Here is a 12,920-nt window from a genome sequence, read left to right as displayed (position 1 = left end):
TTTAACTTTTCTCAACCAGTCGGATAAAGTCCGAATAATTTCTTATGTAGTCGTCCTCTCTATAATAATCCGAAGCGACAACAAGAAGAATACAGCCGGAAGAAAAATTCTCCATAGCATGCCAAAGCATCCTTCCCAAAAGAACTCCGACGTTATCCCTGTTCATTAAAATTTCCTGTTTTGTTTTTCCATCATCCAATTTCAATGTAAAACTTCCGCTAACGCAAAAAATCGCTTGTTCGATTTCTTTATGAGCGTGTTGTCCTCTTACACTCACAGAATTTTCTAAATTATTAATATAATAAACTCGTTTTATTTCGAAAGGCACATCTTTTATACCTTCTAATATGATTAAATTTCCATCTCTATCATCTCTAACTTTTTTTAAGTTTATATAACCTGAATTCTTAACTAAAATTTCATCCATAATCTCAGTGATACCTTTCCAAATGATATAAAACCCGAATTGAATGTTTTAATCCGCATTAAAATAATATGTTTTATTTTTATTCAAAACGCGATCTGTCGAACGATGCATTGAGTTTCCAGAGTGACCATAAAAAAGCGTTTGCTGAGTTTGAAGTAATCCTCCTGAGTTCAAAAAGCGAAACGCTTTAGTTTCACATAATGTGAGAATATACGACTATTTTTATGGAACCCATCACATTTTATCTAAAAATTCAATTCTATTCTTTCAAATTTCTGGATAAATTTTTAAAAGAAAATTCCGACCAATTTTCAAGATCTTCTTCAAAACCACAAAATCATAGAGTAAAACGTTCCAAAAAACCTTCTTTAAAAAGGAGTATGAATAAAAATTCCTTTTTTCGATCATATTGCATATTTCCATAATATTCAAATTTCTTAATTTTAAATTAAAACGAGAAACCACTTTGATCAATTGTTCTACATAAATTGTATAAATAACTTTTAAAGTTTTATAGTTCAATCCATAATCGGAAATCCCGGTTCCATAAAAATTTCCCGCATAAAATTTAAACATATGAAAATGGTAAAATACAAGAGGATTATCATCGATCAAAACTCTTTCCCCTTTTATTCCGATTTTATATTTTTCTACATTCCAAAGAGCGACTCCTGCCTGCTCATTTTTTAACACACATACGTTTTTATAAGTTTGTGGCCATACGTCCAAATACTTTTGATCTCCTAGACGTCCTTCTTCCAATCGATTATAACACCATTCCAAACACTGTTCTCTCCAACGGTTGAGACATTTCATTCCTATCTCGTCTCGTTTAAAATATACCATTTGAACATTATAAATTCCATTGGCTTCGAGATGTTTAAGACGATCTGGAAAACGATGTGGTATGATCATTACAGAATGTTTTCCGATTTCATTATAAATTGGCTCCACATCGGAAAAAAAATATATGTCTGAATCTAAATAAGTTATATGATCTATATTTTGATTTTTAGCCAACACATAAGAAGGTAAAACCGGCGAAAGGGTCCAACAATATTCTTGCCAGGTTCGGTTCCCTCTTGCCACTAAAACATCTTCGGACTCTATGTCACCTAACGAAACTACTGTGATATGATCGAAAGAATTTTCTTTGAAAAAAGTATACGTTTTATCGTCCATTGCAAGGACCCAAAGATGAAAATCCCCAAAATGCAATTGAATAGATTCGTACAAAGATAGTCCTAAAGGCAGGTAATTAAAATCAAATAAAGTGCAAAGATACTTCATCGTTTGTTATTTGTTCTCAAAATATATATAAGAATTTTATTAAATATTAATGTAAATTCGGTATAATCAATGTGAAAACGATTCTTTTGTTGAGTTTCAAAAACACGATCTGTCGAGCGGAATAGAAACGAGACACTGAGTTTGAAAGAGTGTGACTTAAGTTTGAACGTGATCATAGAGAGCACTATAATTATCCATAATTACTTGGATCTGAAGATAAAATCTGTTGGAAATACAACAATTTTTTTTTGAAAAAGTTAATTTTAACTTAATTTTTTGGGTGAAAAGATCCAGAGATTCTTTTCTATTAGAAAATTATACTTTTTGTAAGTAATAAAAACTTACTTTTATCAAAATATTTTAAAATTTTGTATTTTTGATCCCTATTAATTCAAAATATTCGAATTTATTTATAAATATTAGAGTTGTTGAAAAAGTCCATATCTACAAACGAGTTTATCCATTTGTTTTAACAAAAGAAAATTAATTTTTTAACAACTCTATTTTCTAAGTTCAAAAATCATTCCTTTTTCTCGAGTTGACACACCTTCTAGTTTATTCGTAGCTTGTAAATAGCTATAAAAATCAGTAACCAAGTCATACTTTGTCTGAAATAAAGAAATGAATTCTTCAAAATTAAAAAACCAAGCCGGATAAGAGGCTTTATAAATTTCCGCAGGCACTCTCTGAATCGACACAACGGATTTAGGTAAATCTATAAAATAAGTTCTATCTATTATAATATAAGGAAATTCGTATTGAATAATTCTTTTGATCAAAGCAAATGGATCTTTTATATAAGGAAAAGAACTAGAAGCTAAAAATACGTTGATTTTCCGATTTTTATCACTAATGCAGGATTCAATAGAATCATAAAAATTTAAAACATCATCTTTAAAATATTTTTTACCTACTTGAACAAAATTCGGCTGCTCCACTATGCTCCAGGAGAAATGTTTGATTCCTTTTAAAAAGTTTCGATTTTGATAATAAGTACTTCCTAAAGAACCTCCAAAATCCAATACGTTCAATTTTGAATTGGACATATTTGTTGCATAAAGTAGCCCAGACGTCAAAGGCCAAGAATATTGAATTTTGTCAAAAACGACTGAATCTCTTTCGTAAACGGCCTCTCCTCGCTTCACCTTTAATAAGGATTGTTTACACTTTTCTAAAATTAAATCAGAATCATAAGAACCACAGAACTGAGAAGCCTCTTCCCAAGTCTCATAAATTCCATTAAAACCATCATACAAAAGCCAGCCGTGTCTTTTGAATTTAACCCATTTATTAAATTGCTTTTTAGCAAACTTTAATAAATCCCAAAAAACAGGGGGGAAAAATTTATATGCGATTTTCTTTATATAAACTTTTAAAATTGAATTCATAGTAGATATAGAAACTTTACTTTCGTATTGTTTAGAACAGAATGTACTTCTTAAGAAATCGGATCTTTTTATATCCTAATTTTAAACTTTACAAATCTTTAAAGTTTTTCTTAAAATTTCTAAACAATGACCTACAAATTTTTATGACATTACCAATACAGTAATTTTACAAAGAATTTTATATTTATTTTTTAGACTTTATATAAAATTTTTTGTCGTTTATAAAAGCAAAATACATTCTAATTTTTGTATATATTATTTCTATAAATAAACTTTAAAACATATCTTTCAATTCAACAATTTGAATCTTACGGCAGACTAGATTTTCTAGGCCAAATCCTTGTTTTCATATGTTTTAGAAGTTGTTTCAATCGACCAAAAATTCGAGTTTTCAAATCCGATCGACTGAGTTTACGAAAATAATCTCTATATAAATTTCTAACGAAAACATTCTCTTCGATTTGAATCGTTTCAATCCGAATCGGTGTTGAACTCAAGTCTACGTCATACTCGTCTGTAACCTCACAATGTGTTCCGGAAGAATCCAATCCAATGTTAAACACTAAGGATCTCGCAGGATACAACGTTAATTTATTTTGTAAAAAGGTGGAAGCATACCATCGTATGGCCCAGGAATCGTTTTTACCCGCAATTTGATCTTTTAACATTTGAGTATAAGGATAAGATCCTTGCATATCAAATTGATAAATTAGTTTTTCTGAAACTAGTTTATTTAGAAGTTTTTGTCCATCGACTTCAAATAGATCCCAGCCCCTTTTCCAAGTCGCCCAACCCCAACAATCGGCGCCTCTTAAAAAATACGTCTCGGGAGTTTTTGCGGTAAACGGAAGCCGATAGGCGTGTATGGAAACAACTCGATTTAAATTCTTATAATATTCTAATCCATGATTTAAATAAGTCAAAAAATATTTCGAGGTTACCATATCGTCTTCTAAAACGATAATTTTGCCATGTTTTGTTACTAGTTCAGTCACTCCAGATATAATGGATTTTGCTAAACCTACATTGACTTCTTTTTCATAAACGATAACGTTTTTAAAACCAGCCGCTTTTTTGACAATCGATCTGACTTCTCTGATCTTGTCCATATTTGTATTAGGCTTAGGCCCATCACAAAATACAAATAATTCAGACTGTTCCGCATAATCGTTGTTTGATAAAGAATCGATCGTTCTTCTTGTATGTTCCGGTCTATTATAAACAAAAAGTGCAATCGGCGCTAATACCATTTTTCAACCATCCTTAAGCAATCGATTTCTAAGTTGATTTAAACGGCTGAACATTCTCCAAAAAAAGATCGATTCTAATTGTATAAAAAATATTTCGCGAGTACGTTTGAACAATAGATTGAATAAAGTGCTCGCTACAAATTGAGAAATGACTGTAGCTATGGCGGCCCCTTTAATTCCGTAGTATGGAATCAAAAAATAATTTAGAATTATGTTCGTCAAACATCCGGATATACTTTTATACAATTCCCCTTTTGGTAAATTTTCAGTTAGATAATAACGGCTACTAGCCACTCCTAAAAAAACAAAAATTCCAGCCCAAATATGAATGGCCAATACGGCACCCGCTTCTGAAAATTTTTCTCCAAAAAACATTCGAATGATCGGATCAGACAAAAACGTCATCGGTATCGCTATGATCAAAGCTAGTAAAAACATAAAAGAATGTAGAAGGCTTAATCTTTCCAAATATAATTTTTGACTAAATTCTTTTGCTTTTAATATGGCGGGAAATATCGATGATGCAATCGTCATTGGAATAAAATACCAGACTTCGCTGATTTTGACAGCCGCCGTATATACTCCAACTGCTTCGTCCCCCATCATCTGACCTATCATAATTTGATCGATCCGCATATACACGATTACAGCCAATCCCGAAAGTAACAACATCCAACTATCTCTCAATAACGTTCGCGCCCTTCTCCAATTTGCGTGGAGCACAGACAAAGATCCATTATGATATTTATATAATAAAGAATAACCGAATAAACTAATAAACGATTCGATCAATCCGACCCATATAAACGCGAACACACCAAAACTATTTAAAATCAACAATATCCGTATTCCCGAAAATACGAAAAACAATCCGTTTTCAAGCCATACAAAATATTTGGATAAAACTTGAGCCTCATACCAATATTTTATTACTCCGACCGCGCGGAAAATGAGAGTCAACCCGACTAGAAATACCATCCAAAATAGATCCGATTCATCTGGTCTAAGAATTGGAATGAGTAAAATCGCTCCTCCGTATGCAAATACTCCGGCGATCAATTGTAACAAAAAAGAAGTAGAAATAATTTCTTGTTTTTGAGTTTTTTCTTTGATCAGTTCCCTAACAACAACACCGTCTAATCCTAAGTTCGTAAAACTGCCGATTAACGCAATATAGGCGATTACATAATTTAACTTTCCATAACTATCAGGACCTAGATAACGAGCGATCCAAACTCCTAAAAACATTCCCATACCCATTCTGAAAATTTTATCAAAAAAAAGCCAACCGCTGTTATGCAGTATGTCTTTCAAATTTGGATAACGGGAGTAAAGTCTATTAAGTAAAATCACAAGCTTAGGTTTTATTTTTTCAAATTAACATTTTTATTTAATAGAAAAGTTCGTTGTAAAACTTTCGCAAAAACGAAAACTACATTCTATTTTTAGAATTTAGTTTATTTTATGGTTTTTGAAACAGATTTTTAAATTTTAGAAGCTTTATCATCTACTGTAGTGATTAGTGCTCCCAAACCTGTAAACAATACCATCATTTGAGATTCTGAGGATTCCCAAGGTATTGTAGTCATTAAATAAGGAATAAAACAAATATAGAAATGAAAATACCGGAACGATCTATGATCTTTTTTTAAAGAATTTTTTAATGCGATTATAAAAATAAAAAAAGAATAAACATACAATATCAAAGCGGTGACAGGACCAGAAGTTTTATGGGAATCGAAAAAGACATTATGATACCAAAAAGTATATTCAGATCCAATTGTAATCTTAGGATATATAAAAAAATCTTTTTTAACCGTTTTCCAATAATCAACATGGTGATTCAATTTTTCGGAATAAATTCCGGTCATAATTCTCTGGCCGATATATGTTTTTTTTAAGAAAAAATAAATAGAAGAACCCGAAACCAACAGAATTAAAAATCCAATGATAAATTTATAATATACACTTCTGTTAGGAATCGAATAAATTTTCCACAATCGAACCAAAACCAATACGATTATATTTGCAATGATCAGAAAAAAAAAGGTTCGTGCACTAAATAGAAATGAAATAGAAAGACTAATCAGAAAAACGAATATAAAAAAAACGTTTTGCCATTTTAGTTTTTTATCTACTTCCAAAAGATAACCGTTCAGACAAAAAAGAGCGATAGGGAGCATACTGGCTAGGATGGTAATCCCAGGCGAATTATATTCCATTTTATAAAAAAAGTGGTATGCTTTTCCATAATAAGGAGGTTCCAAATAAACTAAGGTCGCGATGGAATTGATGATCGCAAACACAAACATTCCTAAAGCAATTCCTATAAAAAAAAACTTTTTTTGTTTTAAACTCGGAAGTGCAAAAATAATAAAAAATGAAAATAGAGCTGGGAACGCCTTAAACACGTAAAGTATAGGATTTAACTTACCATCCAAATGTTGAGGCATGTTTGGAGTTTTATAAAAAAAGTAATACGTTAACAAGAAAGAAACAACTAATAACAGAGAGAAAGTTGAAGAGAAATTCCACTTGGTATTTTTTAATAATAAAACACTGATTATAAAAGACAGTCCTATAACAAACAAAGAAAGGCGCCCATTTATAGTTCCAAAACCTATTAAAATCGCACAAATCCAGCAAATAACTGGAAGAGAAAAAACTCGAAATTTAAATAAATAATCTGCTATAACTGATGCACTTTTTAATGAGAAGCGAGCGCTCATAAATTTTTTCTCAATTTCATAAAGTAGAATACTTTTTTAAGATCGAATGGATTTAACATGCGTTAAATTTTTTATCGCGCCCCAAAGCCGGTCAAGATCGTTTTGACGGTTTTAAAAGTAATCAACATATCTAACCAAAATGAAAAATTCTTTATATAATAAAAATCGTATTCTAACTTTACTTTCATTCCGTCCACTTCAGCGGCGTAACCCTGTTCTACCTGCGCCCAACCGGATATACCAGGTCTAACAACATGTCGATAAGCAAAAAAAGGAACATCCTTTTCATACCATTCTGAAAGTTCCATGGACTCGGGCCTAGGTCCTATAAAACTCATATCTCCTTTTAGGACATTAAAAATCTGTAATGTTTCATCAAGTCGATATTTTCGCAATACTTTCCCGATTTTAGTAATTCTTAGATCATTTTCCCCTTGAGTAAATCCTTTTCCTTTTTTTTCAACATACATCGTTCTAAATTTATAAAGAGTAAATATCCTTCCGCGATACCCCATTCTTTTCTGAGAAAATATAACCTTTCCTTTACTTTCCAAACGGATAAGTATCGCTATTAAAAGCATAAAAGGAAAAAAAATTGGAAAAACGAACAAGGCAGCTATAAAATCTATAAAACGTTTTACTGTTTCATAAAATTTAGAAGGTAATAAAGAACCGAATTCGTTTTCAGAAAGATAAGCAATTTTCACCCTTCCGGTTAATGATTCTATAATTTGTTTAGTATGATAAACAGGTACTCTGGATAAAGTACATCTTGCTAAAAACTTTTCCCATTCAGGAGTCAAATTTTTTGCACGTAGATCCGCCACTACTGCATCAAATCTTTCTTTTCCCAAATCAGGTTTTTGCAAAAAAACAAACTGAGTTCCATGGGTTTCTCTAAACTCCAAAGCTTCTCCAAATGGAACTAATGCAAATCTTTGCAAACGGTACCGATGTCCTATAAAATATCCTATATAACACCAAGTTAATGTAGTAATAAAACCGAACAGAATTACCTGAATACTATATTCAGCTCGATTCATTAAATTGAATGCAACTAGAATCCCGAATACGATTGCTGTCGTTGGTAAAATGTAAGCAGAGGATTGAGCCCCAGGATATTTTAATAATCTTCTTAAGGAAATAAAAGTAATATTAAAAGCGATTAAAACTCCCATCGCCGAATTGAAGCTATTTTTATCTATACGATCCCAAAAGTCGAACCCCCATAACGGAACTATAGTAGTACAAGAAACGAATAAACTACCAGCGGTTAATTGAAAGAGTGTACTTAAAAGTATTTGTTCATGAATTCTAGAATGCCTTCGAACGTACATAAATTAGGAAAGAATTTTTAAAACTGTCTCCGCAGCATTATCAACGGAAAATTTACTCTTAAGAAGTAAATTTGCATTTCTACCCATTTGTTTTCTAATCTTATCATCTAACAATACAAGTGCATTTTTATAAAATTTTTCAACATCACCTGCAATCGTGACCAAACCAGATTGAGAATCCTCTAATATATTCTTAAGATCATTTCCAGGATTTACGGCACCTAGAATCGGCTTTTCCTGAACCATATATCCTAAAATTTTACCTGGAAAATTATGCGTTTTATGATCAAAGTGTAAAGTAAAAAGCCCAATATCAAACTCGGCTAACATGAGTTTAAACTCCTCTTGAGATACAGGATCCAAGAGAATCATATTATTCAATTGTAAATCTTGTATTGACGTTTTAACTAATTCAACTTCGTCCCCTGCTCCAACTAACAAGAATACAACATCCGTGTAGGTTTTCATTTTTTCAGCCAAACGGACTATATTCATCATATCTTGAGCTTTACCTATATTTCCGCCATAGAAAAAAACAGTCTTCCCTTCTAAATTTAACTTTTTGCGATAAAAGTTGTTCTTATTTAAAACGGGAGAATCGGTAGCCCAATTATATAGAAGTTCAATATTTTTAAATTCAGGAAATTTCTTAGAAAACCATTCTATATTTGCAGGAGATTGTATCCCTATTTGATCTGCTGCTCTATAATTTAGTTTTTCATAATATTTAAAAAAACATGCGATCAAAGACTTTTCACGGATCATTCCATTGTCAATAATCCATTGGGGAAAGAAATCTCTTAAAATCAGGTAAGAAGGGGCTTTCCATAGATTTTTTAAGCGAAAAACTAGACTTCCCCAAAAAATAGAAGGAGAGTAGTAAATGATTAGATCATGATGGTTTTGGATAAAATATTTTTTTAGATATTTCCAAGCCCTTCTGGAAAGTATGAATTCGTTGATAAGACGTTTCAGCTTTGAAACATTTTTAATTTTACCCGATGAAAATTGTAAAATAGTAACTCCGTCTAAAGTATCTTTTTTATAATTTTGCTTTAAATCGACTCCAGGCGTAATAATTGTTATCTCGTTTTCTTTCTCCTTTAATTTCACCGCCAATTCATGCATCATCTTAGCAGCGACTTTTGTACTTTTAGGAAGGTAATCGTCGACGATGATACAAATTTTCAAAATAATATCCTAATACTTTTTCCAGATAACTCGATTCACATAATCTGTATAACTATGAATGATCCGAACGACTTTTTCAGAAACATTCGGCATACTGTAATCGCTAACATTGCGTAAAAGTTTTCTTTCACCTTTAGGTTGTTTTTCTAAAATTTGGAGAGCTTGTAATATTCTTTCTTTTTCCAAACCAACCATCATTACACTTGCCTCTTCCATTCCTTCTGGCCTTTCATGCGCTTCTCGAATATTTAAAGCCGGGAAATTGAGTATAGAAGACTCTTCTGTAATAGTTCCGCTATCGGAAAGGACCGCCTTGGCAGATAACTGTAGTTTATTATAATCTTTAAAACCTAAAGGTTTTAAAAGTTGAACCAACGGATTAAAGGAAGCATTCGACATATTGATTTTTTTTTGAGTTCTAGGATGAGTAGAAATAATGACCGGAAATTTAAATACTTCAGCTATTGTATTGATAACATCTACCAACTTGGCAAAATTTTTATCCGAATCTATGTTTTCTTCTCTATGTGCACTTACGACAAAATACTTTCCTTCTGAAACTTTCAATTTCTCTAAAATATCTGATTTATTAATTTCTTCCAAATAATAATTTAGAACTTCAAACATAGGACTTCCAGTCTTAATCACCATATCGGAGGGTAAACCTTCTCTTAAAAGATATTCCCTAGCAATGCTACTATAAGTTAAATTAATATCGGCGGTATGATCAACGATTCGTCTGTTGATTTCCTCAGGAACACGTTGGTCGAAACAGCGGTTCCCAGCTTCCATGTGAAAAATAGGTATCTTTCTTCTTTTGGCGGGAATTACCGCCATACAACTGTTAGTGTCTCCTAAAACCAAAACAGCGTCTGGTTGAATTTGAGCAAGCAACTCATCCACTTTAATGATTACGTTCCCGATAGTTGCCGCTCCCGAAGCACCGGCGGCATTTAAAAAATGATCTGGTTTTCTAATTTCCAAATCATTAAAAAAGATCTCATTAAGCTCATAATCATAATTTTGACCGGTATGAATCATGATATGATCACAATATTGATCTAGTTTCGCAAGGACCCTAGATAGACGAATGATTTCCGGTCTTGTGCCTATAATTGTGGAAACTTTTAATTTTTTCATAAATCAATTTTACAGGAATATGTGTCGGGTTTAGATTTATCGAAAATTTCACTGGCCCAAAGCATTACGACCATTTTCTCCTGACCGACATTAGTAATATCGTGCGTCCATCCCGGTATAGATTCTACAATCTGCGGAATATCTCCTTCCGTAAAAGTCTCAAAATATTCATTTGTTAGAATATGCCTAAAACGAAATTTTGCTTTTCCGGTAATAACAAGAAATTTCTCAATTTTACTATGATGATAATGCTCCCCTCGTGTTACACCGGGGTGAGCCGTAAAAAAAGAAAATTGTCCCGCGTCTTGAGTCTTAAGCATTTCTACAAATACGCCTCTTTGATCTTTATACTGGGGAATGGAATATGAAAAGGAATCGGTGTTTAAATAACTAGTAAATGTAGCGTATAAAGCGCGTATTAAACCAGTTCCTACATTAGGAATTGTTAAATCTTTACGGCTTTGTTTAAAAGATTGTAATATTTTATAGAGTTCACCTAAAGTTATTTTATAAGTAATAAGATTCTGATTAAAATTTTGGGAGGGATTTTTTATAATACTAATAAACTTATCTACTACATCATCGATATAAGCTAAAACTATATTTGTATTCGGATCGTTAATTTTTACAGGTAAATCTCTGACAATATTATAACAGAACGTAGCAATTACAGAATTGTAATTAGGCAAACACCATTTCCCAAAGACGTTCGGTAAACGGAAAATAAAAACAGGATTTCCATTTTCAGATTGTAAACGGTTTAAAATACCTTCAGCTTCTAATTTACTTTTACCATATTCGTTGCCCAGTGTCGCCTGAATCGAAGACGAAAAAAGAATAGGTATTTTTTTATTTTTTTCTTTTAATAAATTGCAAATAGATTCGGTTAAATCCGTGTTTACTTTTTTAAATTCCAGGGTTTCTTTAGGGCGATTTACTCCGGCCAGGTGAAAAATAAAATCTACCTCAGAAATAAATTGGGACAATTCCTCTTCAGCAGATTCCTTGACATAAGAAAATATTTTAAATTCCTTTCTCTCCTTTAGCTGAAGAGTTAGATTTTTTCCAATAAAACCATTTGCACCCGTTATTAAAATATTCATAATAAGTTAATCAATTATTTCTGCTGGCTTTCCTTCTATCACATTTCTAATGAATTGTAACTTTAACAACATATCCTTCATTTCTTCTAGATTTAATCTTTTAGTATTATGAGAATTATAATCTTCTAATGTAGAAATCCTTTTTTCCCCCTGATCAATAAACTTTCCATAATTTAGATCTCTTAGATCGGGCGGAATTCTATAGTAATCTTTTAGATCCTCTACGCTGGCCATTTCTTCACGACTGAGAAGAGTCTCATAAAGTTTTTCACCGTGACGAGTCCCTATAATCTCAACAGGGTGACGAGACTTATTCAGTAATTCTAATAAAGCTTTTGATAAAATCTCAATCGTTGCCGCCGGAGCTTTTTGTACAAAAATATCTCCATTATTTCCATTTTGAAATGCATACAATACAAGTTCCACCGCATCTTCTAAAGACATCATAAACCGTGTCATATTCGGATCAGTTATAGTAATGGGTTTTCCATTTTTAACTTGTTCTATAAAAAGAGGAATCACAGATCCTCTAGAAGCCATCACATTTCCGTAACGAGTTCCACAAACTATCATATCTGATTTTTCGATACTTCTAGACTTAGCTACCATAACTTTTTCCATCATAGCTTTTGATATACCCATTGCATTAATAGGGTAAACCGCTTTGTCAGTGCTCAAACAAACTACTTTTTTGACATTACATTGAATAGCCGCTTCAATTACGTTTTCAGTTCCTAATACATTTGTTTTAACCGCTTCTAAAGGAAAAAATTCACAAGAAGGAACTTGTTTTAGAGCAGCAGCATGAAAAACATACTCAACTCCTCGAAAAGCACTTCGAACTGAATCCAAGTCTCTAACGTCTCCGATAAAAAATTTTAGTTTAGAATTATTGTGTTTCTTTCTTAAATCATCTTGTTTCTTTTCGTCTCTGCTAAAAATTCTAATTTCTCTAATATCACTATTTAAAAATCGATCTAAAACTGCTTTTCCAAAAGAGCCCGTTCCACCGGTTATTAAAAGAGATTTATTTTTAAACATTCAATTCAACTCCGCTACTTGTTC

General features: G+C 32.0%; 11 protein-coding genes. All 11 read right to left on the bottom strand.

Going from position 1 to position 12,920, the window contains the following annotated elements:
- Window position 1: 1 nt before the first annotated feature.
- Complete coding sequence (locus LEP1GSC049_RS222690; protein ID WP_004755098.1) at window positions 2-427, bottom strand: sugar 3,4-ketoisomerase; 426 nt, start codon at window positions 425-427, stop codon at window positions 2-4.
- Window positions 428-694: 267 nt separating this feature from the next.
- Entirely contained in the window at window positions 695-1,717 is a 1,023-nt protein-coding gene (locus LEP1GSC049_RS222695) for a hypothetical protein (protein WP_004763622.1), read from the bottom strand.
- Window positions 1,718-2,217: 500 nt separating this feature from the next.
- Window positions 2,218-3,105: a TIGR04325 family methyltransferase gene (locus LEP1GSC049_RS222700; protein WP_004753496.1), complete on the bottom strand. Its 888-nt coding sequence runs from the start codon at window positions 3,103-3,105 to the stop codon at window positions 2,218-2,220.
- Between the two features lie 308 nt (window positions 3,106-3,413).
- Complete coding sequence (locus tag LEP1GSC049_RS222705; RefSeq protein ID WP_004761788.1) at window positions 3,414-4,355, bottom strand: glycosyltransferase family A protein; 942 nt, start codon at window positions 4,353-4,355, stop codon at window positions 3,414-3,416.
- Window positions 4,356-4,358: 3 nt separating this feature from the next.
- Window positions 4,359-5,708 carry a flippase gene (locus LEP1GSC049_RS222710; protein WP_002101570.1) on the bottom strand — a complete coding sequence of 450 codons (1,350 nt, stop codon included), beginning with the start codon at window positions 5,706-5,708 and terminating at the stop codon, window positions 4,359-4,361.
- A 131-nt stretch (window positions 5,709-5,839) separates the two neighbouring features.
- On the bottom strand, window positions 5,840-7,084 hold the full coding sequence (locus tag LEP1GSC049_RS02000000224440; RefSeq protein ID WP_016560442.1) for a DUF1229 domain-containing protein: 1,245 nt from the start codon (window positions 7,082-7,084) through the stop codon (window positions 5,840-5,842).
- Between the two features lie 71 nt (window positions 7,085-7,155).
- Entirely contained in the window at window positions 7,156-8,421 is a 1,266-nt protein-coding gene (locus LEP1GSC049_RS222715; protein ID WP_004754974.1) for a sugar transferase, read from the bottom strand.
- Window positions 8,422-8,424: 3 nt separating this feature from the next.
- Entirely contained in the window at window positions 8,425-9,612 is a 1,188-nt protein-coding gene (locus LEP1GSC049_RS222720) for a glycosyltransferase family 4 protein (RefSeq protein WP_004755007.1), read from the bottom strand.
- A gap of 9 nt (window positions 9,613-9,621) precedes the next feature.
- Complete coding sequence (wecB, locus tag LEP1GSC049_RS222725) at window positions 9,622-10,752, bottom strand: non-hydrolyzing UDP-N-acetylglucosamine 2-epimerase (protein ID WP_016560372.1); 1,131 nt, start codon at window positions 10,750-10,752, stop codon at window positions 9,622-9,624.
- Window positions 10,749-11,855, bottom strand: coding sequence for a UDP-2-acetamido-2,6-beta-L-arabino-hexul-4-ose reductase (wbjC, locus tag LEP1GSC049_RS222730; protein ID WP_004754203.1), 1,107 nt, complete (start codon window positions 11,853-11,855; stop codon window positions 10,749-10,751). Before wbjC ends, wecB begins: the two co-directional genes overlap by 4 nt.
- A 6-nt stretch (window positions 11,856-11,861) precedes the next feature.
- On the bottom strand, window positions 11,862-12,896 hold the full coding sequence (locus LEP1GSC049_RS222735) for a polysaccharide biosynthesis protein (protein WP_002733698.1): 1,035 nt from the start codon (window positions 12,894-12,896) through the stop codon (window positions 11,862-11,864).
- Window positions 12,897-12,920: the final 24 nt, after the last annotated feature.

It is taken from the genome of Leptospira kirschneri serovar Cynopteri str. 3522 CT (assembly GCF_000243695.2).
Taxonomy (GTDB): domain Bacteria; phylum Spirochaetota; class Leptospiria; order Leptospirales; family Leptospiraceae; genus Leptospira; species Leptospira kirschneri.
This window is presented reverse-complemented; position numbering and strand designations above follow the sequence as displayed.

What these genes read in the sequence shown, in the direction of transcription:
- LEP1GSC049_RS222690 (WP_004755098.1), bottom strand. Translation starts at nt 427, where the DNA reads ATGGATGAAATTTTAGTTAAGAATTCAGGTTATATAAACTTAAAAAAA.
- LEP1GSC049_RS222695 (WP_004763622.1), bottom strand. Translation starts at nt 1,717, where the DNA reads ATGAAGTATCTTTGCACTTTATTTGATTTTAATTACCTGCCTTTAGGA.
- LEP1GSC049_RS222700 (WP_004753496.1), bottom strand. Translation starts at nt 3,105, where the DNA reads ATGAATTCAATTTTAAAAGTTTATATAAAGAAAATCGCATATAAATTT.
- LEP1GSC049_RS222705 (WP_004761788.1), bottom strand. Translation starts at nt 4,355, where the DNA reads ATGGTATTAGCGCCGATTGCACTTTTTGTTTATAATAGACCGGAACAT.
- LEP1GSC049_RS02000000224440 (WP_016560442.1), bottom strand. Translation starts at nt 7,084, where the DNA reads ATGAGCGCTCGCTTCTCATTAAAAAGTGCATCAGTTATAGCAGATTAT.
- LEP1GSC049_RS222715 (WP_004754974.1), bottom strand. Translation starts at nt 8,421, where the DNA reads ATGTACGTTCGAAGGCATTCTAGAATTCATGAACAAATACTTTTAAGT.
- wecB (WP_016560372.1), bottom strand. Translation starts at nt 10,752, where the DNA reads ATGAAAAAATTAAAAGTTTCCACAATTATAGGCACAAGACCGGAAATC.
- wbjC (WP_004754203.1), bottom strand. Translation starts at nt 11,855, where the DNA reads ATGAATATTTTAATAACGGGTGCAAATGGTTTTATTGGAAAAAATCTA.
- LEP1GSC049_RS222735 (WP_002733698.1), bottom strand. Translation starts at nt 12,896, where the DNA reads ATGTTTAAAAATAAATCTCTTTTAATAACCGGTGGAACGGGCTCTTTT.